The sequence below is a fragment of the Afipia broomeae ATCC 49717 genome, from assembly GCF_000314675.2.
Classification (GTDB): domain Bacteria; phylum Pseudomonadota; class Alphaproteobacteria; order Rhizobiales; family Xanthobacteraceae; genus Afipia; species Afipia broomeae.
Genome location: NZ_KB375282.1, coordinates 1820981 through 1843044, shown reverse-complemented (window position 1 = coordinate 1843044; position 22064 = coordinate 1820981). Strand labels below are relative to the sequence as shown.

Sequence of the window (22064 nt, the reverse complement as noted above, 5' to 3'; positions counted from 1 at the left end):
TCGAACAGCTATGGGCCTCGAAGGGCGACGCATTTTCTAGCAGCCGAGCTTGTCCGCCAGATCGTTTAAGTCCTTGACCACGTAATCCCAGTTGCCGTCGGCCTTGAAATCGCGGTTCTGGTGCGGACCGTACTCCGTCAAGCGCGGAACGAATGCGGTCTTTAGGCCGAATGACTGCGCCGCCTCGAGATCGTTGTTGTGCGCGGCCACGAGCATCACCTCACCTGGCGTCAGGCCAAGAATCTTCGCCGCGCCCAGATAGGCCTCGCGGTCGGGCTTGTAGTGGCCGAACACCTCGGCGCTCAGCACGAGGTCCCACGGCAATCCCGCGTGCTTCGCCATGTTGGTCAGCAGCGCGACATTGCCGTTGGACAAAGGACTTATGATGAATTTCCTCTTCAGCCGCGTCAGGCCGCCGACGCTGTCCGGCCATGGATTGAGGCTGTGCCAGCCGCGTGTGAGGTAGTCGAAGTCGGCTGACGTCAGTCCTGTGATGCCGAGCTTCGCCGCCAGCGGCTCGATCGACTGCCGCTGCAGGTCATCGAGGATCACGAAGCCGCGCTCGGGATGCTTGCGGACCTCGTCCATCGACGGCATGTACGCGGCGCGCCAGCCGTCGACCAGCGCAGTCCAGTCGCCCTTGAGACCCTTCGCTTGGCCCCATGCGGTGAAATTATCGATCAGACTGGTCCGCCAGTCGACCACGGTGCCAAAGACATCGAACAGCAGCGCCTTGATCTCGGACATCGGACCTCTCAGAAAATCTTGCGGTATTGCATGAAGCCCGACCGGTCAGCGACTTCATCGTAGAGGATTTGTGCGCGCGCATTCTCGAACTGGGTCAGCCAGTGCACCCTGCTCGCGCCTGCGGCTTTGGCCTTATCGTAGACGGCCTCAATCAGCTTGCGGCCCACGCCGTGGCCACGCGCGCCCTCGTTCACGAAAAGGTCCTGGAGATAGCAGTAGTTGCCGACCGTCCAGCATGAGCGATGGTACAGGAAATGGACAATGCCGGTCAGCTTGCCATCGACAAACGCGCCGAGCACATACATCGGCTCGGCGTCATCGTGAAACCTCTGCCATGTCACAGCCGTTGTCTCGGCCGGAACAGAGGCCTTGTAGAACTTGAGATAGCCCTGCCAGAGCGGCTCCCACGCCTCGCGCTCATCCACGCGAAGCGGCCGGATGACAACGCGCTCGGTCATGGGATTTCCTTAGCTTAGTCGAGGTGGAATTTCTCGAACTGGCGATGCTCGCCCTTGATGATGCGAACCGTGCCGGTCACCGAGCGCATCACGACGGTTTCAGTCTCGATCACGTTCTTGCGGAACTTGACGCCAGAGAGCAGCGAACCATCGGTGACGCCGGTTGCCGCGAACAGGCAGTCGCCGCGCGCCATGTCCTCGATGCCATAGACCATGTTGAGGTCCTTGATGCCCATCTTCATCGCGCGTTCGCGCTTCTCGTCGGTGTCGAGAATGAGACGGCACTGCATCTGGCCGCCGATGCAGCGGAGCGCCGCAGCAGCCAGCACGCCTTCCGGCGCGCCACCGGTGCCCATGTAGATATCGACGCCGGTGTTCTCCGGATCGGCGGTGTGGATCACGCCGGCGACGTCGCCGTCGGTGATCAGGCGAACCGCAGCGCCGGTCGACCGGATCGCATTGATGATGTCGGCGTGACGCGGACGGTCCAGCACCAGCGCAGTGATCGCCGATGGATGCACATCCTTGGCGCGGGCAAGACGGCGGATGTTTTCGGCCGGCGGCGCGTCGAGATCGACGACATGTTTCGGATAGCCCGGACCAACCGCGATTTTCTGCATGTAGACGTCCGGTGCGTTCAGCAGCGTGCCGCCTTCCGCCATCGCCATGGTCGCAATGGCGCCCGGCATGTTCTTGGCACACAGCGTGGTGCCTTCGAGCGGATCTACCGCGATATCGACTTCGGGACCTGCATCGGAGCCGACCTTCTCGCCGATGAACAGCATCGGGGCTTCGTCGCGCTCGCCCTCGCCGATCACGACGGTGCCCTGGATTGGAATCTTGTTGAGCTCGCGGCGCATCGCGTCCACCGCGGCCTGGTCGGCGGCCTTTTCGTTGCCGTGGCCCCGGAGACGAGCAGCAGACACCGCGGCACGCTCAGTCACGCGCACGATTTCGAGTGTGAGAATGCGTTCCAGCAGAAGCTGCGGCGGAACGGAAATCGTAACGGACATAGGCTAACTCCCAAGACAACAGACGTGGCGATGGACCCGGCGGACCGGACCCTATCAGTTCTTTTCGATGCGGATGACCTGCGGACGGCCGGTTATAACCCGATCTTGCTGGACGGCATGCAACGCCTGGCGCACTGCATCCTCGGTGGTTGCGTAAGTAATGAGAATGACCGGCACTGGCGATGGTTTGCCGCGCGTATTTACCGGCTCGACTGCGCCGTCTGGATGACGCTGCACGATCGATTCAATGGAAATTTTCTGCTCGGCAAGGCGTGTCGCGATGGTCGCGGCGGTTCCGGCGAGATCGCGCGCCATCAGGCGAATGTAATAGCCGCCCTCGTGACGCTTCATCGGTGCCTTGGTCGTCGTTTTCAGCTTTTCGATCGGCCGTCCGAAAGGTGCCGCGCGAATGCCGCGCGCCACGTCCGCAATATCGGCCAGCACGGCAGATGCAGTCGCAGCGCCACCGGCGCCCGGCCCCACCAGCGTGATCGGCGGAATGCCCTCGCCGTCGATGGTCACAGCATTCGTGACGTCCATGACCTGCGCAATCGACGACGACTTCGGCACCATGGTGGGATGCACGCGCTGCTCAATGCCGGATTCAGTGCGCACCGCAACGCCGAGCAATTTTACCCGGTATCCGAGTTCTTCAGCCGCGCGCAGATCTTCCGGCGCAATGGATGAAATGCCTTCGACGTAGACCGCGCTCTGATTGACCTTGGTGCCGAATGCGAGGCTGGCGAGAATGGCAAGCTTCTGTGCGGTATCATGGCCATCGACGTCGAACGACGGATTGGCTTCGGCGTATCCGAGCCGCTGCGCATCCTTGAGGCACTCCGCGAACGACAATCCCTCGCGTTCCATCCGCGTCAGGATGTAGTTGCACGTGCCGTTGAGAATGCCGTAGACGCGATTGATGCCGGTGCCGGCCAGGCCTTCGCGCAGCGTCTTGATGACGGGAATTGCCGCACCGACTGCAGCTTCATAGTTCAACGCGCCGCCGTGTTTTTCGGCAAGCGCAGCCAGGCGCGAACCATGCCTGGCGATCAGCGCCTTGTTCGCCGTGACGACGGATTTTCCGTTCCGCAGTGCGGCTTCGATCGCGGAGAGAGCCGGCTCGCCGGAGCCTCCCATCAGTTCAACGAAGCAGTCGATTTTCGGGTCGTTGGCCAGCGCCAGCGGGTTCTTGGCCCACTCGATCCCGCGCAGATCGACACCGCGCTTCTTGGCTTTAGAACGAGCGGATACCGCGACAACCCGGACGCCACGGCCACACCGCGCCGACAAGGCCCTGCCCTGACTTTCGATCAGGCGGACTACCTCGGCACCCACGGTGCCGAGGCCCGCAATACCCACCTTGAGGGGTGCGACCATCTTGCTGAAAACCTGCCGGAAAAACTTGAGTTAACTAGGCATGATCTGGTCCGAAAACCGGGGGCCACTTTTCGGGATCGTGCCTACCGCCGATTGGCGAGCGGAACCACGTTGTGCAACGATTCAACGCCAGTTTCAAGGAAGCGCCGGATATTGCGGGCTGCCTGGCGAATACGCTGCTCGTTTTCCACCATCGCGATGCGGACATAGCCCTCGCCGTGCTCGCCGAAGGCAACGCCCGGCGATACGACGACGCCGGATTTTTCCACCATCAGGGTCGCGAACTGCATGCTGCCGACCTCCCGGAATTTCTCCGGCAACGGCGCCCAGGCGAACATCGACGCCGCCGGCGGCGGAATATCCCAGCCCGCACGGCCGAAGGTTTCCACCAGCACGTCGCGGCGCTTGCGGTAGGTGTCGCGCATTTCCTTGATGCAATCCTGCGGACCGTTCAACGCTGCGGTCGCCGCGACCTGGACCGGTGTGAACGCACCGTAGTCGAGATACGATTTCACGCGCGTCAAAGCTGCGATGATCCGCTCATTGCCGACGGCAAAACCCATACGCCAGCCGGCCATCGAGAACGTCTTCGACATCGAGGTGAATTCGACGGTGACATCGATCGCGCCCGGCACCTGCAAAACGGATGGCGGCGGCACGCCGTCGAAATACAGTTCCGCATAGGCCAGATCGGACAGAATGAAGATCTCGTGCTTCTTCGCGAACGCGACCAGGTCCTTGTAGAAATCAAGCGACGCGACATACGCCGTCGGGTTCGACGGATAACACGCGATCATCGCGATCGGCTTGGGGATCGAGTGAACGATCGCCTTCTCGAGTGCGCTGAACAGTTCCGGGGTCGGTTCGGCGGGAACAGAGCGAACCACACCGCCCGCCATCAGGAAGCCGAAGGCATGGATCGGATAACTCGGGTTCGGCACCAGCACCACGTCACCGGGTGACGTGATCGCCTGCGCGACGTTGGCGAAGCCTTCCTTGGAACCGAGCGTCGCAACGACCTGGGTTTCCGGATTAAGTTTCACGCCGAAACGGCGCTCGTAATAGGCAGCCTGCGCGCGGCGCAGGCCCGTAATGCCCTTCGACGCCGAATACCGGTCCGTCCGCGGCTTACCGAGGGTTTCCTTGAGCTTTTCGATGACATGCGGAGGGGTCGGGAGGTCCGGATTTCCCATGCCAAGGTCGATGATATCGGCCCCGGCGTTCCGCGCGGCCGCCTTGGCCCGGTTGACTTGCTCGAATACGTAAGGCGGCAGACGGCGGATACGGTAAAACTCTTCCATGGGTCGGGCTCCGGGAGCCGGTAAAACCGGCGAATAACGACGAGATTAGTAACGTGTTTTGTACCGAAGTGGAATTCGGCACGGCGGTTAGAAGACACGGAATTTCAGCATATTACGCGGATTCGAACGCAATGCGGGATGACCCGCACCAGAATTTGCATTTTTGCGATTGAATCGTGGTCTTTTTAGCACCAACCGGCGGTTGCGGCGAGGCGCAATTCCTGGACGCAAACCTCGGATTTAGGGCCCTAGTTGCTGCGGCGCTGAGCAGCCTTGGCGCCGGCCGTCTGCCTGTCGCGGGCTGCGAGCAAATCCTTCTCCAGTTTGTCCTGCTGGGCCTGATCCAGCACCGTCTCTTGCCGTGGCGCTGGAACATCATGCACGGGCAGGTACTCAGCCGGGGTCGCAGGCCGTGCCGGTGTGTTGGCCGGCAATCCCACCAGAGGCGCGTCGGCGATCGTGGATGCACAACCGCCCAGCACAATGCCGAGCAACAGCACACCGGCCAAAGCCGGCCACCGCCGAACCGGATGCGTGTGGCGTCGCACAGAAATTGTCACGTCCCCTTGATTTAAAGCGGCACGATTCCTGCTCTGCAAAATGCGCAGGCGATCTGAACTCGACATCGGCAGAAAGCGTTAACTCCCGACCAACAGCCGCAGCGAAGCAGATCGCGTTCATGAGGCCCTAATATGACCGAAGTATTAATCATGTCGCAGCGCAGCACATGCAAATCAGCGGGCGCATCCGAACTATGCCATGATGATGATGCGAACTCACAGCGTTCGCGGTTTGAAACAAGAGTTTAGAAGCAAGCGATGAGTGACACTCTGCTAAGCACCAAGTCTGGAGACTCCGGCGCCGCGAAAAGCTTCGATCCGGAAGCCTTCTCCGCAAATCTTGCGCGTGCTCTTGAATCAAGCGGCCGCGCCCTCTCCGCTTATCTGAAGCCTCGCGAAAACGGGGAAGCCAAGGATCGTCCGCCCGGCGAGCTGAATGAGCTGGTGAAGACGTTCACGTCCGTGGCGGAGTACTGGCTCTCCGACAAAGACCGCGCTGCCAGCGTTCAGGCGAAGCTGGGCAAGGCTTACCTGGATCTGTTGACCAGCGCCGCACGCCGCCTCTCAGGGGAGACGACGACACGCGCTGCCGATCCCTCGCCGCGTGACAAGCGCTTCCAGGACCCCGAGTGGAAATCGAACCAGTTTTTCGATTTCGTGATGCAGGCCTATCTGCTGACCACGCAGTGCGCCAACGATCTGGTCAAGAACGCCGATGGTCTGGATCCGCATACCCGCAAGAAGGCGGAATTCTACGTTCAGCAGGTCACGAACGCGATTTCGCCGTCCAACTTCGTGCTGACCAATCCGGAAGTATTGCGCCAGACACTTGCGAGCAACGCGGACAATCTCGTTCGCGGAATGACAATGCTCGCGGAGGATATCGAAGCCGGAAACGGAACGCTCAAAATCCGCCAGTCGGCGGCCAATCTGGAGATCGGCAAAGACCTCGCGCTGACGCCCGGCAAGGTGATCTATCAGAATGAGGTGATGCAGCTCATTCAGTACACGCCGACGACCGAAACCGTTCTCCGCACGCCACTGCTCATCGTGCCGCCGTGGATCAACAAGTTTTATATTCTTGATCTCAACCCGCAGAAGTCGTTCGTCCAGTGGTGCGTCAATCAGGGCGTCACCGTATTCCTGATCTCATGGGTCAACCCCGACAAGAAGCTCGGCGGCAAGACCTTCGAGGACTACATGCGCGAAGGCCCGCTGACGGCGATGGACGTCATCGAGAAGGCCACCGGCGAAATGCGTGTCCACACCATGGGCTATTGCGTCGGCGGCACGCTGCTCGCAACGACGCTGGCATGGCTTGCGGAAAAGCGTCAGGTGCGCGTGACTTCGGCGACCTTCCTGGCCGCGCAGGTCGATTTCACCCATGCTGGCGATCTGCTGGTGTTCGTCGACGAGAGCCAGATTTCAAGTCTCGAACGCGACATGAACAGGGCTGGGGTGCTCGAAGGCAGCAAGATGGCGATGGCCTTCAACATGCTTCGTTCGAACGATCTGATCTGGTCGTACGTGGTCAGCAATTATCTTAAGGGCAAGGAGCCTGCGGCGTTCGACCTGCTGCACTGGAATTCGGATGCCACCCGCATGCCGGCGGCGAACCACTCCTTCTATCTTCGCAACTGCTATCTGGAGAACCGCCTGTCCACCGGCTCCATGACCATCGACAATACGCAGCTCGATCTCTCCAAGGTGAAGGTGCCGGTCTACAATCTCGCCACCAAAGAGGACCACATCGCGCCGGCCGAATCCGTGCTCTACGGTTCACAGTTCTTCGGCGGCCCGGTCAAATACGTGCTCGCCGGCTCCGGTCATATCGCGGGCGTGGTCAACCCGCCGGAACTGGGCAAGTACCAGTACTGGACCAATGACCGCATTGGCGACATCACCCTCGCCGACTGGCTCAAGGATGCACAGGAGCACAAGGGATCGTGGTGGCCGGACTGGCGCTCGTGGCTCGAGACGATTGACGCCGAGCAGGTCCCCGCCCGCATTCCCGGCAGCGGACCTCTGGAAGCCATTGAAGACGCTCCGGGAAGCTATGTCCGGGTCCGCGCCTGAGCATAACGCCTGCCCCGACGTTGGCCTTGCATCGCCAATCGTCTATGACTTCACACGTTATTTGCTTCGTCGACTCGCCCCGTACCATGACGGGACGGTGAAAGCATTTCCACCCGCCTCCGGGCAGGCCTTGCAAGATTGGAAGGACAAACGTCGATGACACGTGAACTGTTCTGGCTGACGCTGACCGTTATTTTCACCGGCCTGCTCTGGGTGCCCTACGTTCTCAACCGCTGCCAGGTGCGTGGCCTGGGCGGCGCAATGGCAAATCCGTCGCGCAACGACAAGCCGCTCGCCGAATGGGCGAACCGTCTGCTCTTTGCACATGACAATGCCGTCGAGAACCTCGTGGTGTTCGCCCCGCTGGTCCTGATCCTCAATGCCATCGATTATTCGAGCAAATGGACCGTGCTTGCGTGCGCCGTCTACTTCTGGTCGCGCGTCGCCCATCTCATCGTTTATACGCTCGGCGTGCCTGTTTTGCGCACCCTGGCATTCCTGATCGGCTTTGCAGCCCAGGCCATGCTGGCGCTCGCGATCTTCAAGATCCTCTGATCCGAATCCGACGAGACAAACAAAAGGGACGGCTCATCGCCGTCCCTTTTTTATTGCCCGCTGCGCCTCGCTTACGGAAACATCGGCGGTTGATCGATCCCCATCGTCTCTGGAAGGCCGAGCACCAGATTCATGTTCTGCACGGCCTGCCCCGACGCACCCTTGGTGAGATTGTCGAGGGTCGAGACAATGATCGCCCGTCCCGCGATGCGATCCGCGGCCACGCCAATGAACGTCATGTTCGAGCCGCGCACATGCCGCGAATGCGGGGTCTTGCCGAACGGCAGGACGTGAACGAACGGCTCCTTCTCGAACTGGTTCACCAGAATCTCGTGAAGGTCCTGCGCGATCTTGCCCCGCCGGCCCCGCACGTAGATGGTCGAGAAGATTCCCCGGTTCATCGGGAGGAGATGCGGCGTGAACGATACGACGACCTCTTTGCCGGCGGCCTTTGAAAACTCCTGATCGAGCTCAGCCATATGCCGATGCTGGCCGACGCCGTAGGCGTTGAAGCCTTCGGAGACCTCCGAGAACAGCATCTCTTCCTTCGCCGAACGCCCCGCACCGGTCATTCCGGATTTCGCATCGATGACGATTTCGTCCGGTTCGATCGCCTTGGCTTTCAGCAGCGGGATCAGCGGCAACTGCGCGCAGGTCGTGTAGCAACCGGGATTGGCGACCAGCCGCGCCTTCTTGATGTCCCGCCGATAGATTTCCACCAGTCCGTAGACGGCTTCTTTCTGAAGTTCGAGCGCATGATGGTCGTGCCCATACCACTTGGCATAGGCCGCCGGATCTTCCAGCCGAAAGTCCGCCGACAGATCGACGATCTTGATGTCCGGCGCCTTTGCGAAGACGTCCTTCAGTACCTTCTGCGTGGTGGCGTGCGGCAACGCGCAGAACACCAGATCGAGCCCGGCGTTGGCCCAATCGACCTCATCGATCGTCACCAGCCGCGGCAGATCATATGGCGCGAACTGCGGAAACACGTCGCCCATCATCTGCCCGGCGCGCCGGTCGGCAGTCAGCACGGCAATCTCCACGCGGGGATGGCGCAGCAGCAGCCGGACAAGTTCGGCCCCGGTGTAGCCGGAGGCGCCAAGGATGCCGATTTTCTTCTTCGTGCTCATGGCGCGATCCCTTCGTGCGCAGTGCTCAACATTCCATTGTCTTCAACGGCGGCAAAGGCCTGCGGGCGCATAGCGTGCATCGCAGCCGACAGGATGCCCGCGCCCGCGGATGTCTGTAAGGCCAAAGCGCGGGTGACCGCAACATGGTCCGCATCCGATTTATGCTGGTTCAGCTTGAAGCTGCCCTCGACACCCTCAACGGTCATGACCAGCCCCACGATGGCCTTCATCATCGCTTCAAGCCGGCCGGACGACATCTTGTCCACCGTCCAGGGCTTTTTCGGCGCAAGATCGCTTTCGAACCGGGCGCTGGCCTGATTCAGGTGATCCGGCAGTTGTTGCCCTGTCATGATCCGGACCGCGCCTGTCATGTGAACCGACCGATAGAGCCACGTCGGCACCTGGTCGGGAGAGACGTACCAATCGGGCGATACATAGGTATCCGCATCGCTTACGGCGAACAGCCATGGCGTTACGCCATCGGCTCGGCCGATCAGCGGATTATGGCGCGCAAGATGAAAACAAAGCTGCGGCGTGCCGTCGCTTCCATACTCAATGTGGAACGGCACCGGCGACGCGATAGGTTTTTCCCCATCATGGGCGCAGGCCAGCCCGAATCCGCGCGCGGCAGCGAACGCGAGGCAAGTGGCTCGGTCAACTCGGAAGGCGGGCGGAACGTACATTGCAAACTCCTGCTTCTGCGAGGAGCCGCCTGAGATCAAACCGCGTGTTTTGGGAAGCAAGGTGTGCCGCGGGTTATCTCCGGCGGCACGTGGGGTGATTTAAACGCAATCAACCGCCCATACCGCGAGAATGCGGCGGCGGCGGGCAGCGATGATGGTTGCGCTCAAAATCATGGGCGCGGATATAAGTCCGCGCCCATTTTCCGTCAAGCGATCATCCGCGGATCAGATAGTCGGATTCCAGGGAGCTGGCACCCAGCGATAGCCGGTGCCGTCCTTCTCGATGTTGGCAAGACCCGGGAATGGGTAATGGAAGCCCTGCACGCGCATCCTGTCCGCCGCGAGCATGTCATAGACCTTGCGCCGGGTGACTTCGGCCTGCGGACCATCCTGATCGAAGAACGCCTGCCAGCCGGGATTGCGAGCGAACAGGTCGGGATTGTTGGTGACGTCCGACTGGATAAATACCTTGTCCGCGCCTGAAGACAGTACGTACGACGTGTGACCGGGCGTGTGGCCGATGGTCTCGACTGCGAGCAGGCCGGGCGCGACATACTTGCCCCACTCGTAGGGCGTGACCTTCTTCTTCAAACCAGCCTCGAAAACGCGGCGGTTGTTCTTGAACAGGCCTTCCATGCGGCCTGCAGGCGCGCGGCTCATCTCGCCGTCGTCCATCCAGTATTTCCATTCAACGGACGGCACGAGCACCTCGGCATTCGCAAACGCCGGCTGACCGTCGGCGGTGAGCAATCCATTCACATGATCGCTGTGGAAATGCGAAATCACCACCATATCGACTGCCTTGGAATCGATCCCCGCGGCGGCAAGATTGCTGGCGAACTGTCCCATGGTGCCCTTGCTGCTTGCGAATGCGCCGGGCCCATTGCCAGTATCGATCACGATAAGCTTTCCGCCGGTGTTGATCACGAGCGGCCCGAAATAGATCGTTACGAAATCGCGCGGCCGAAATGCTTTTTCGAGCGAGGCATTCACTTCCTCTTTCTTCGCATTCGTTACAAAATTGTCAGCAAGCGGAAATGTGGTGGCCCCGTCGGAGACGACGGTCACTTCCGCGTCGCCAACCTTGTAGCGATAGAAGCCGGCGTTTTGCTTGCCCGCAGCGGGTGCTGCGGCTTTCGCGGGATGAGCGGATAACAGTGGGGCCGCAGTGAGAGCGGCAGCGCCAGCCAGTGCATGACGTCGTGTCAAATCCATCGTGTTTCTCCCGGTTTGTGAAATTCAATGCCGCGGTTCTTCGCGGTCGTTCGCATGCTGCCCTGTTGCAAATCATTCGCAGCTTGTCCACGCACGACAACCGGCGTGTCAATTTAACACCACCTCACGACAGCTATTCCCGATCACAAAATAGTTTGAGCGCGCGTCGTCACATGAGCAGTTTGACGCCCATGATGCCGGGCGCCATCAGAACGCCGGACCACACGAACGCCGAGGTAAAATTCGCGAACTGGAAATGCCAGTATTCCATTTCGACGACGCCTGCGACCAGTGGAACGGTTGCGCGCAACGGTCCCGAAAAGCGGCCGATGAAAATACCGAGGACCCCCCACTTCTTCATGAAGCGTTCGGCGCGAGGCAACATGTCGGGGAAGCTGGACATTGGCCACATGTGGGCGATGCGATCGTGGAATCTGACTCCGATCCAGTACGACAACCAGTCGCCGCATGCTGCGCCCAGTCCGCCTGCTATCCAGATCGGCCAGAAATTGATTCCGCTGACACCGATCAGCGCCCCGATGGAAACCAGTGCGCCCCACGCCGGAATGATGAGCGAGAGAAAGGCCAGCGACTCCGCAAAGGCGAGCCCGAAGACAACGGGCATCGCCCACATCTGATGATCGCGGACAAATTCCGCGAGTCCGCGGGTCATTTCCTCAAACGTCATGCAATGTCCCAATCCGGCTTATCGAATCCGCCGGTTCCCCTGATCCGGAATAGCACGGCCAGCAGCCGCCATGTTTGAGAACCGCCTGCGTCACATTTGCCGCCGTAACCATGGCATAGTAACAGCCAGCGATTCGTCCCCCGATCACGATATATCAAGATTTAAGAAGCATGGCTAAATCACTGAATAAAAAAGAAAAAACGGACTCGGACCTGTTTGCCGCTTCAGGCAAGAAGCCGGGCGCGCCTGCGAAGGCTGCTGCTAAGCCGTCAGGTGCAGAGGCCGGTTATACCGCGCGCGACATTGAGGTGCTGGAAGGCCTGGAGCCTGTTCGCCGCCGTCCCGGCATGTACATCGGCGGCACCGACGAGAAGGCGCTGCATCACCTGTTCGCGGAAGTCATCGACAACTCGATGGACGAAGCACTCGCCGGTCACGCAACTTTCATCGAGGTGCATCTCGGCGCCGACGGCTATCTCACGGTCGTCGATAACGGACGCGGCATTCCGGTTGATCCGCACCCGAAATTTCCGAAGAAGTCCGCCCTCGAAATCATCATGTGCACGCTGCACGCCGGCGGAAAATTCGACTCCAAGGTCTATGAGACTTCTGGCGGCCTGCACGGCGTCGGCGTGTCGGTGGTGAATGCCCTCTCCTCGCAACTCGTGGTCGAGGTCGCGCGCAACCAGAAGCTCTACAGGATGACGTTCGAGCGCGGAAAGCCGAAGGGCAAGCTCGAAGAACTGGGCAAGATCAACAACCGTCGCGGGACGAGCATCCGCTTCAAGCCAGATACCGATATCTTTGGCACCAAGGCAGTCTTCAAGCCTCAGCGCCTGTTCAAGATGGCGCGCTCGAAGGCGTATCTGTTCGGCGGCGTCGAAATCCGCTGGCGCTGTGACAAGGAATTGCTCAAGGGCGTCGATGATGTTCCTGAGGAAGACACCTTCCATTTCCCTGGCGGCCTGAAGGACTATCTCGCGGCAGCGATCCACGCGGACACGCTGGTGCACCCTGATATTTTCTCCGGCAAGTCCGGCCGCAACGGCGCTCATGGCGCCTGCGAATGGGCCGTCGCCTGGACTGCCGATGCTGACGGATTTCTGTCGTCCTACACCAACACGGTTCCGACGCCCGACGGCGGCACGCATGAAGCGGGTTTTCGCAGCGCGCTGCTGCGCGGCCTCAAGGACTACGGCGAGCGTATCGGTCAGGGCAAGAAGTCCTCATCCATCACATCCGAAGACGTGATGGTCGGCGCTGCCGCGATGCTGTCGGTGTTTGTCCGCGAGCCCGAATTTCAGGGCCAGACCAAGGACCGGCTGGCGACCGCCGAGGCCCAGAAGATCGTCGAACAGGCCATCAAGGACCCGTTCGATCACTGGCTGACGGGCAATCCGTTGCAGGCCAACAAGTTGCTGGAATTCGTGGTGGAGCGTGCCGACGAGCGGCTGCGCCGACGCGCCGAGAAGGAAACCTCGCGCAAGACCGCGGTGAAGAAGCTGCGGCTGCCCGGCAAGCTGGCGGATTGCACCAACAGCGCCACTGAGGGCTCCGAACTCTTCATCGTGGAAGGCGACTCCGCAGGCGGCAGCGCCAAGCAGGCGCGCGATCGCAAAACACAGGCGATCCTGCCGCTCCGCGGCAAGATCCTCAACGTCGCATCCGCGACCAAGGACAAGCTGACCTCGAACGCGCAGCTTGCGGACCTCATCCAGGCGATCGGAGCCGGGATCGGCGCGCAGTATCGCGAGGAGGATTTGCGTTACTCACGCATCATCATCATGACCGACGCGGACGTGGACGGCGCGCACATCGCCTCGCTGCTCATCACTTTCTTCTACCGGCAGATGCCGCGCCTGATCGACGAAGGTCATCTCTATCTCGCCGTGCCGCCGCTCTATCGCCTCACCCACGGATCCAAGACGGTGTACGCACGCGACGAAGCGCATCGCGATGAACTCCTGAAGAAGGAATTCCACGCCAACGCCAAGGTCGATATCGGACGCTTCAAAGGCCTCGGCGAAATGATGCCGGCGCAGTTGAAGGAAACCACGATGGACCCAACCAAGCGTACCATGTTGCGTGTCGTGCTGCTGCCGGACGATCGCGAAGGCACAGCCGATTCCGTCGAACGCCTGATGGGCACCAAGGCCGAAGCCCGCTTTGCCTTCATTTCCGACAAGGCCGAGTTCGCCAGCGAGGACATGCTGGACGTATAGCCCGCTCGTGAAACCAATCCCGGCAGGAGGCGTAGTGTCTATATGAAAACACTTCTCCTCACTGTTGGCACACTCGCGCTTTTGGTCGGACTGCTCTGGATCGGTCAGGGCACCGGTTATGTGAACTGGCCGCAGTCCAGCTTCATGATCAGCCAGATGCAATGGGCCTACTACGGCGCTGCAGTGGGCATCGCTGGATTGCTGATGATTGTCATCGCGCAACGCCGCTAGGCGGCGGCATCTCGATATGATCTGATCCCGCGAGCGGCGAAGACCGCAGCGGAGACAGCATGCAAAAATCCTCATTCGATCTCACCGGCAAGGTCGCCATCGTGACCGGCGGCAATGGCGGCATTGGCCTTGGCATGGCACGGGGTCTGGCCCGAGCAGGCGCCAGCGTCGTTATTGCCGGACGCAACCAGGCAAAATCCGAAAGCGCAGCCCGCGAGATCGAGGCGCTTGGCGCAAAGGCGCTGGCAGTCGCTGTCGACGTGACTGACAAGAACGCGGTTGCTGGCATGGTCGAGGCCACGATGAAGGCGTTCGGCCGGCTCGATATCCTCATCAACAATGCCGGGATCAATATCCGCAACCCGGCACACACGTTGAGTCTCAACGACTGGCACGCAGTCATCGACACCAATCTCACCAGCGCCTTTCTCTGCGCCCAGGCCGCCTACCCAGCGATGAAGAAGGCCGGCGGCGGGAAAGTCATCAATATCGGCTCGATGATGTCGATCTTCGGTGCGGGTTTCGCGCCGGCCTATGCCGCGAGCAAGGGCGGTATCGTGCAGTTCACCAAGGCAATCGCGTCGTCTTGGGCGGTCGACAATATCCAGGCCAATGCCATCCTTCCGGGTTGGATCGATACCGACCTCACCCGCAAGGCGCGTGAACAATTGCCGGCACTCAACGAGAATGTGCTGAATCGGACGCCCGCAAAGCGCTGGGGCACCATCGACGATCTCGCAGGAGCTGCCGTGTTTCTCTCGTCGCCCGCCTCCGATTTCGTCACAGGCACCGCGATCCCGGTCGACGGCGGATATTCCGCGCAGGGCTGATCAGGGCTGCTGGACCGAATGCACATGCTTCGGGCGTTCCAGCGAGTACGTCATAGTCGCCTGCTACAAGAAGGCGGTTCATATGGCCCGATTCTGAACGCCAGAAACCCTTCAACTTATTGTCGTATTAAGCTTTTTCAGCCGTTTAACCCTTAAATTCATTGACTTTCGCGGGATCGAGCCTATGTTCCGCTGCAACGCGGTCAGAATCGAGACGCGATTTCCTGGCCAGCCGCTGTCGGCGAATATGTCCTCCCCGTGCCCTTAAAGCGTGCCGTTCCGGGGTGAGCGCGACAGAAATTTCCAGAGTCCGAACGGCGATTTCGACTCGAGGCTCAATGTCCTTTTCCAATCTCGGCCTTTCCGACAAGGTTCTCGCTGCTGTTGCGGCCACCGGTTATACGACCCCTACCCCCATCCAGGAAAAAGCGATCCCCCACGTTCTCGCCCGGCGCGACGTGCTCGGCATCGCCCAGACCGGCACCGGCAAGACTGCCGCTTTTGTGCTCCCGATGCTGACGCTGCTCGAAAAAGGCCGCGCCCGGGCTCGCATGCCGCGCACCCTCATCCTTGAACCGACCCGCGAACTCGCGGCGCAGGTGAAGGAAAATTTCGACAAGTACGGCGCCGGCCAGAAACTGAATGTCGCGCTGCTGATCGGCGGCGTCTCGTTCGGCGATCAGGACACCAAGCTGATGCGCGGCGTCGACGTGCTGATCGCCACACCCGGCCGCCTGCTGGATCACACCGAGCGCGGTGGCCTGCTTCTCACCGGCGTCGAACTGCTGGTGATCGACGAAGCCGACCGCATGCTCGACATGGGCTTCATTCCGGACATCGAACGTATCTGCAAGCTGGTCCCGTTCACCCGGCAGACCCTGTTCTTCACGGCGACCATGCCGCCGGAAATCCGGCGCATCACCGAGACTTTCCTGCACAATCCCGAGAAGGTCGAAGTCTCCAAACCCGCCTCCACCGCGATCACCGTGACTCAATCGCAGGTCGGCGTAGGCCGCGAACCGCACGAAAAGCGCGAAATGCTACGGCAGTTGCTGCGCGACGCCAAGGACCTCAAGAACGCGATCATCTTCTGTAACCGCAAGCGCGACGTCGCGGTGGTTTACAAATCCCTCCAGAAGCATGGCTTCAGCGTCGGCGCCCTGCACGGCGACATGGATCAGTCGGCTCGCACAGCCTCGCTCGACCAGTTCCGCAAGGGCGAACTTCCCTTGCTGGTGGCCTCCGATGTCGCCGCCCGCGGTCTTGATATTCCCGAAGTCAGCCACGTCATCAATTTCGACGTTCCCCATCATCCGGACGACTACGTTCACCGCATCGGCCGCACCGGCCGCGCCGGACGCCTCGGGACCGCGATTTCGATCGTCAGCCCGGCGGACCAGAAGTCCGTCACCGCGATCGAGAAATTGATCGGTCAGCCAATCGCTCGCGCCGCAGTAACCCCGGTTGCAAGCACCGAAGCCTCGCCATCGCCTGCCGGCGAACAGCAGGCCGAGCGTGCGCCGGAAGAGCGCAAGCCGCGCCGCGACTCGCAGCGGACCCGTGGCGGCCGCAACAAATCCCGCAAGCCTGAGGGCGCCGAACGGAAGCCCCATGCCACCGCCACCGAAAAACCGGCCGCGCAAGTCCCGTCGATCGGACGCGCGATGCCCGCAGCATCAGCCCGCGAACAGCATGCCGAACCGGCAGACCACTCGCATCTGCCCGCGTTTCTCCTGCGGCCGGTCCGCGCTCGCGGTTAACCCCCAACCAATTGACCCGTCTGCGGACTGGAACCGTTTACGGGTCATTCATTCTCGTCCCTTAACTTGCATCCGATACTTTTAGCCATTTCGTTAAAGGGCATGCAGAAGCTTGCCTTGAAGGGCACGGAACGTGATTGGCCTGCTGGAAGAATATGAACGCACCATGGCGTTCGCCGAAGTTGCTTTGGGCCAGATTCGATCCCTGCGCCAGAACGCCGTGCCTCGCAATTACGAAATCTGGTACATCTACGCGACCGGCTACAATTCCGCTCTCAACAAGATCATCAACGAGACACTCGCGCGCAACGGCAAGCTGACCGAAGCCGATCTCGAGCAGATCTACGAAACCTATCTTTCCCAACATCGGACCTCGGAGCGCATCGACACGGTCGGAGCGCGGGTGATCAACGAAATCGATGACGTGATGAATCTCATCACCGACGCGCTGGGAATGACCTCGACATTCGGACGCAGCCTCGAAGGCGCCACCCAGAAATTGTCCGGCGCCAAGGATCGCGAGCAGGTCAAGGCCGTGGTCGAGGCGCTGGTGGCATCGACCCGGGAGATGCAGGAAACCAACAAGGCCCTGGAAGCGCGCCTTGCCACATCCAAGCAGCAGATCAGCAGTCTCCAGCACAGCCTCGAAGCCATACGCACCGAGAGCCTGACGGATCCACTTACCTCGCTCGGCAATCGCAAGTTCTTCGATCGCGCCCTCGAAGGCGCCGTGGCGCATGCGTCCGAAAGCGGGGAGCCGTTATCCCTGCTGATGCTGGATATCGACCATTTCAAATCGTTCAACGACAACTACGGCCATCTCACCGGCGACCAAGTGCTGCGCCTTGTCGCGATGTCGCTGAAGCAGACGATCAAGGGGCAAGACATCACGGCGCGGTATGGCGGCGAGGAGTTTGCCGTGGTGCTGCCGAACACCGCCTTGCGGCAGGCCCTGACGGTTGCCGACAACATCCGCCGCGCGGTGATGTCGAAGCAGCTCAAGAAGAAGTCGACAGGCGAGATCCTCGGTCGCGTCACCATCTCGGTCGGCGTGTCGATGCTTCAGCCCGGCGACGATCGCGAGCGGCTGATCGAGCGTGCGGACGCCTGCCTCTATGCCGCCAAACGCAACGGCCGCAACCGCGTCATCTGCGAAGCCGATCCGGAATTCTCTCCGGCCGACCGCATTCAGGTCGCCTAGCGCTTTTTTGCGGACAACCTTTTCGGGCTCGTTTTTCGGCCTGCCGTTTTCAGGGCGGCCTTCTTGGCCGCGGGCGGTTTTGCCTTCTTGGCTGTTCCCGACTTGCGAGGCGCAGCCTTCGCCGGCGCGCTCCGCTGGCCTGAGCGTTTCTTCACGCCGGCCTTTTTGGCAGCAGCGCGCTTCGCGGCTCCGACAGCCTCGCGGGCCCAGACCGCCAGTTCCTCCGGATCGTCGTAAAGCCGCTCCGGCAGATGCCGGTAGGATTTCACAATGACTGTCTTGTTCCGGGTCTCATACTGGAATGGCTTTGCGCCTTCGGCCTGGTAACGCGCTTCCGTCTGCTCATCGACCCTGAAGATGATTCCGGCGCGCAGCGCCATGGCGAAGTTCACATCGTCGGCGACGATGCCGTAACCGCTGAACATCCTGCGCAGGACGACGGGCCCGAACTCAGAGAAAAGATCGATGAGATAGTCGCGGTCCATCGCATCTTCCGCAAAAGCTTGCCCCCGGGTTCGACCCAAGGGTGGTATCGGTTTTGCGACCAGAATACGCGAAAACTAAAAAGCCGGGCCGAATGAATTAGCCGACTTTGGCCGGGGTCAATTGAACAGACTCGCCGCAGCCGCAGGCGCTGACCTGATTGGGATTGTTGAAGATGAACTGCGCCTGCATCTTGTCGGCCTTGTAGTCCATCTCCGTGCCGAGCAAAAACAGCACGGCCTTCGGATCGACAAGAACCTTCACGCCCTTGTCTTCCACGACCTCGTCGGTCGGACGGACCTCGTGGGCATATTCGACAGTGTAGGACTGGCCGGCGCAGCCGCCGTTCTTGATGCCGACACGAAGGCCGACGATCTCAGAGTCCGCACGGGCAGACAGTTCCTTGACGCGCGACGCAGCCGCTTCCGTCAGACGCATCACCTGCGGACGGGGGCGCACAGCGGGCTTGGAGGGCGCGGGAGTATTTGGCGTCATACCGGTCATTTGTTCATTCCTCGTGGCGGTTCAAGGCCGCCCTGAAATGCAGATAGATACTGAAGCTAACTGAGTCGTCTCAACTCACCACATGTTGAGGACGAGGCGCGCCTCGTCGGACATCCGGTCAGGGGTCCAGGTCGGCTCCCAAACCACGTTGACGCTAACCGGGCCCACACCAGCAACGCTGGCAACCGCGTTCTCAACCATGGTCGGCAGTTCGCCCGCGGCGGGACAGTTCGGCGTCGTCAGCGTCATCTGCACATCGACGGAGCGGTCGTCCTTGATGTCGACCTTGTAGATCAGACCGAGTTCGTAGATGTCCGCCGGGATTTCCGGATCGAAAACCGTCTTCAGCGCGGCCACGATATCCGTCCCCAGACGCTCGGTTTCCTCGGCAGGAAGCGCCGACTGGGTATCGAATTTCAAACTGGCCGGCTCAGCGGCCTGGATGGTGTCGTTCATGCGAATAGCTCCCGCGCCTTGATCAGCGCCTGTGCCAGCTGGTCGACTTCAGCCCGCGTATTATACATGCCGAATGAGGCACGGCACGTCGCCGTCACGTTGAATCGCTCCAGAAGTGGCATGACGCAATGGGTGCCTGCCCGCACCGCAATGCCGCCCCGGTCTATGACCGTCGCCACATCATGTGGGTGCGCGCCCTTCATTTCGAAAGAGATGACAGGCCCCTTCCCCTTTGCCGTGCCGATGATGCGCACCGAATTGATCTCGCGCAGCCGGTCGGTGGCATAGGCCAGCAAGTCATGCTCATGCCTGGCGATACGGTCCTTGCCGATCGAATTCACGTAGTCGATGGCCGCGCCAAGCCCGATGGACTCGACGATGGCCGGGGTGCCCGCCTCGAACTTGTGCGGCGGATCGCCATAGGTCACCCAGTCCTTGGCGACCTCGCGGATCATCTCGCCGCCGCCATTGTAGGGGCGCATCGCGACGAGATGATCGTATTTCGCGTACAGCACGCCGATCCCGGTCGGACCGTAGAGCTTGTGGCCAGTGAAGACGTAGAAATCGCAGTCGATTTCTTGCACATCGATGTTCAGATGAACCGCGCCCTGACTGCCGTCCACCAGCACCGGAATGCCGCGGGCATGCGCGAGCTTCACGACGTCTTTGACCGGGACAACCGTGCCGAGCGCATTCGACATCTGCGTGATAGCGACCAGCTTGGTCTTCGGCGTGAGCAGCTTCTCGAACTCGTCGATCAGGAAGTTGCCTTCATCATCGACCGGCGCCCACTTGATCACGGCCCCATACCGCTCGCGCAGGAAATGCCACGGCACGATGTTGGAGTGATGCTCCATGATCGAGAGCACGATTTCGTCGCCGGCCTTGATGTTCGGCTCGCCCCAGGACGACGCCACGAGATTGATCGCTTCGGTGGCATTGCGTGTGAAGATGATCTCTTCATTGCGCTTTGCGTTCAGGAACTGCGCAACCTTGGTGCGGCCGCCCTCATAGGCGTCGGTCGCAGCGTTGGCGAGATAGTGCAGACCGCGATGAACGTTGGCGTACTCAGACTTGTATGCCTCCGTCATGCGATCGAGAACCGCCGTCGGCTTCTGCGCCGACGCGGCGTTGTCGAGATAAACCAGCGGCTTGCCGTAAACCTTCAGCGCCAGCGCCGGGAAATCCTGGCGGACACGCTCGACATCATATGAGCCGTTGGCAACTGCCGGATGCATGATCAGCCTCGCGTCGCCAGCCATCGCTCGGCAGCGGCGACTGCAAAGTCGCGAAGGTTATCGTCGGCGATCGACTCGATGGCCTCGCCGACAAACGCAGCGATCAGAAGCGCCTGCGCTTCCTTCTCGGGCAAGCCGCGCGCGCGGAGATAGAACAGCAGGCTTTCATCAAGTGCACCGGTCGTGGCGCCGTGACCGCAGGTCACGTCATCCGCGAAGATTTCAAGCTCAGGCTTGTTGTCCGCTTCGGCCTCATCCGACAGGAGCAAGGCGCGCGTCATCATCTTGCCGTCGGTCTTCTGCGCACCGGGACGCACGATGATGCGTCCCTGGAACACCGAATGGGCGCGATCGTCGAGCACCGAGCGGAACACCTCGCGGCTGGAACAGTGCGGCACCGCGTGATCGACCACCAGCGTGGTGTCACCATGCCGGCGCGCGCCGAGCAGATTGACCCCGTTGGTGGTCAGTTCGCTGCCTTCGCCGGCGAACGTGATGAAGCCCTGATAGCGGCTGATATTGCCGCCGTTGGTCAGATTGAACGTATTGAGTTTGGCTTTGGCGCCGATCGTGAAAATGCCGGTCGAGATGTTGGCGGCATCGAGCGCATCCTCCATCAGACGAACGTGCTGAAGTTCAGCCTCATCGCCGATCCAGATCACGACGGAATCGTGCGTCTGATACGACTTCGCGCCTTCCGCTGCGACGAAGCTCTCGACGAACGTGACGCGAGCGCCCTTCCCGACCTTCAGCAGCGAGCGCGTGACAAGCGACGTGCCCGAGTCGGTGGCCACATGAACGATATGAATCGGTTTTGCGAGCGCAGCGCCCTCGGCGACATCGATCACGACACCATCCGTCGCGAGCGCGGCATTCAGCGAAATCATCGCATCCGACGCGACACTGGTTTGCAGCAGATCGGCACGGACCTTGTTGCTGCCGTCTTCCAGAACTTCACGCAGTGTCCGCAGGTGGACACCCGCTTCCAGCGCCGTCACGTCCGACAACTGCGGCGCGAACACGCCATCCACCAGCACAAGCTTCTGGGTGCTGTCGATGCCGAGCGACTTCACCGCCTTGGCCGCACGCGCGAGATCAGCCTGATCCGGCGCCGGTGCCAGCGGCGCGATCTCGCGCAGCAGTGCGCGCAGATCGGTGTACTTCCATTCCTCGATGCGCCGATGCGGCAGGCCGAGACGCGCAAAGTCGTCGAAGGCGTTTTGCCGAAACTCGGCAACCGGCCCCGATCCGGGCAAACGGCCCCGCGCCGCGGCGAACAGCTCGCCGAGCGCATGGTCCGTCGTGGGCTTAACCAATGCAACGTTCATGATTGGAC

22 protein-coding genes are annotated in these 22064 nt (G+C 61.0%); 7 read left to right on the top strand and 15 right to left on the bottom strand.

All coding sequences use genetic code 11. The features are described from left to right. Positions 1-36: 36 nt before the first annotated feature. The 6 genes from HMPREF9695_RS08495 to HMPREF9695_RS08470 form a co-directional block, all read right to left on the bottom strand. On the bottom strand, positions 37-747 hold the full coding sequence (locus tag HMPREF9695_RS08495; RefSeq protein WP_006020431.1) for a haloacid dehalogenase type II: 711 nt from the start codon (positions 745-747) through the stop codon (positions 37-39). A gap of 8 nt (positions 748-755) precedes the next feature. Continuing rightward, complete coding sequence (locus HMPREF9695_RS08490; RefSeq protein WP_006020430.1) at positions 756-1205, bottom strand: GNAT family N-acetyltransferase; 450 nt, start codon at positions 1203-1205, stop codon at positions 756-758. 14 nt (positions 1206-1219) lie between these two features. Next, a complete protein-coding gene (gene glpX / locus HMPREF9695_RS08485) occupies positions 1220-2218 on the bottom strand; it encodes a class II fructose-bisphosphatase (protein ID WP_006020429.1) in 999 nt (332 codons plus the stop codon). 54 nt (positions 2219-2272) lie between these two features. Further along, positions 2273-3595, bottom strand: coding sequence for a homoserine dehydrogenase (locus tag HMPREF9695_RS08480; RefSeq protein ID WP_006020428.1), 1323 nt, complete (start codon positions 3593-3595; stop codon positions 2273-2275). Between the two features lie 83 nt (positions 3596-3678). Beyond that, positions 3679-4896: an LL-diaminopimelate aminotransferase gene (locus HMPREF9695_RS08475; RefSeq protein ID WP_006020427.1), complete on the bottom strand. Its 1218-nt coding sequence runs from the start codon at positions 4894-4896 to the stop codon at positions 3679-3681. Between the two features lie 248 nt (positions 4897-5144). Continuing rightward, complete coding sequence (locus HMPREF9695_RS08470; RefSeq protein ID WP_245258731.1) at positions 5145-5444, bottom strand: hypothetical protein; 300 nt, start codon at positions 5442-5444, stop codon at positions 5145-5147. A 270-nt stretch (positions 5445-5714) separates the two neighbouring features. Here HMPREF9695_RS08470 and HMPREF9695_RS08465 point away from each other — a divergent pair, with 270 nt between their 5' ends. Further along, complete coding sequence (locus tag HMPREF9695_RS08465) at positions 5715-7532, top strand: PHA/PHB synthase family protein (protein WP_006020425.1); 1818 nt, start codon at positions 5715-5717, stop codon at positions 7530-7532. A gap of 156 nt (positions 7533-7688) precedes the next feature. Beyond that, a complete protein-coding gene (locus HMPREF9695_RS08460; RefSeq protein WP_006020424.1) occupies positions 7689-8087 on the top strand; it encodes an MAPEG family protein in 399 nt (132 codons plus the stop codon). Between the two features lie 71 nt (positions 8088-8158). Here the strand turns inward: HMPREF9695_RS08460 and argC are convergent, their stop codons facing one another. From argC to HMPREF9695_RS08440, 4 genes are all read right to left on the bottom strand, one after another. Beyond that, positions 8159-9217, bottom strand: a complete 1059-nt coding sequence (argC, locus tag HMPREF9695_RS08455; protein ID WP_006020423.1) for an N-acetyl-gamma-glutamyl-phosphate reductase — start codon at positions 9215-9217, stop codon at positions 8159-8161. Further along, positions 9214-9900 carry an FMN-binding negative transcriptional regulator gene (locus HMPREF9695_RS08450; RefSeq protein ID WP_006020422.1) on the bottom strand — a complete coding sequence of 229 codons (687 nt, stop codon included), beginning with the start codon at positions 9898-9900 and terminating at the stop codon, positions 9214-9216. The genes argC and HMPREF9695_RS08450 overlap by 4 nt, the downstream gene beginning before the upstream one ends. Before the next feature lie 225 nt (positions 9901-10125). Then, complete coding sequence (locus tag HMPREF9695_RS08445) at positions 10126-11115, bottom strand: MBL fold metallo-hydrolase (RefSeq protein ID WP_006020421.1); 990 nt, start codon at positions 11113-11115, stop codon at positions 10126-10128. A gap of 169 nt (positions 11116-11284) precedes the next feature. Further along, the gene (locus HMPREF9695_RS08440; RefSeq protein WP_006020420.1) at positions 11285-11803 is read right to left on the bottom strand and encodes a DedA family protein; all 519 of its coding nucleotides are present in this window, start codon (positions 11801-11803) and stop codon (positions 11285-11287) included. Between the two features lie 170 nt (positions 11804-11973). On the opposite strand from HMPREF9695_RS08440, the gene parE reads away from it, so the two are divergent. The 5 genes from parE (at position 11974) to HMPREF9695_RS08415 (ending at position 18047) form a co-directional block, all read left to right on the top strand. Beyond that, complete coding sequence (parE, locus tag HMPREF9695_RS08435; RefSeq protein ID WP_006020419.1) at positions 11974-14025, top strand: DNA topoisomerase IV subunit B; 2052 nt, start codon at positions 11974-11976, stop codon at positions 14023-14025. A 42-nt stretch (positions 14026-14067) separates the two neighbouring features. Beyond that, positions 14068-14256: a hypothetical protein gene (locus HMPREF9695_RS08430; protein WP_006020418.1), complete on the top strand. Its 189-nt coding sequence runs from the start codon at positions 14068-14070 to the stop codon at positions 14254-14256. A gap of 59 nt (positions 14257-14315) precedes the next feature. Then, positions 14316-15086 carry an SDR family NAD(P)-dependent oxidoreductase gene (locus tag HMPREF9695_RS08425; RefSeq protein WP_006020417.1) on the top strand — a complete coding sequence of 257 codons (771 nt, stop codon included), beginning with the start codon at positions 14316-14318 and terminating at the stop codon, positions 15084-15086. A gap of 338 nt (positions 15087-15424) precedes the next feature. Then, positions 15425-16846: a DEAD/DEAH box helicase gene (locus tag HMPREF9695_RS08420; RefSeq protein ID WP_006020416.1), complete on the top strand. Its 1422-nt coding sequence runs from the start codon at positions 15425-15427 to the stop codon at positions 16844-16846. A gap of 133 nt (positions 16847-16979) precedes the next feature. Further along, positions 16980-18047 (top strand): GGDEF domain-containing protein, encoded by a 1068-nt coding sequence (locus tag HMPREF9695_RS08415; protein WP_006020415.1) that lies wholly within the window; start codon positions 16980-16982, stop codon positions 18045-18047. On the opposite strand, the gene HMPREF9695_RS08410 is transcribed toward HMPREF9695_RS08415, so the two are convergent. From HMPREF9695_RS08410 to sufD, 5 genes are all read right to left on the bottom strand, one after another. Beyond that, positions 18044-18532 carry a TfoX/Sxy family protein gene (locus HMPREF9695_RS08410; RefSeq protein ID WP_006020414.1) on the bottom strand — a complete coding sequence of 163 codons (489 nt, stop codon included), beginning with the start codon at positions 18530-18532 and terminating at the stop codon, positions 18044-18046. The two genes, HMPREF9695_RS08415 and HMPREF9695_RS08410, sit on opposite strands and share 4 nt — an antisense overlap. A gap of 97 nt (positions 18533-18629) precedes the next feature. After that, entirely contained in the window at positions 18630-19034 is a 405-nt protein-coding gene (locus HMPREF9695_RS08405) for a HesB/IscA family protein (protein ID WP_006020413.1), read from the bottom strand. Positions 19035-19109: 75 nt separating this feature from the next. Beyond that, positions 19110-19490, bottom strand: coding sequence for an SUF system Fe-S cluster assembly protein (locus tag HMPREF9695_RS08400; protein ID WP_006020412.1), 381 nt, complete (start codon positions 19488-19490; stop codon positions 19110-19112). Next, complete coding sequence (locus HMPREF9695_RS08395; RefSeq protein ID WP_006020411.1) at positions 19487-20728, bottom strand: cysteine desulfurase; 1242 nt, start codon at positions 20726-20728, stop codon at positions 19487-19489. The genes HMPREF9695_RS08400 and HMPREF9695_RS08395 overlap by 4 nt, the downstream gene beginning before the upstream one ends. Positions 20729-20730: 2 nt before the next feature. After that, entirely contained in the window at positions 20731-22056 is a 1326-nt protein-coding gene (gene sufD / locus HMPREF9695_RS08390) for a Fe-S cluster assembly protein SufD (protein ID WP_006020410.1), read from the bottom strand. Positions 22057-22064: the final 8 nt, after the last annotated feature.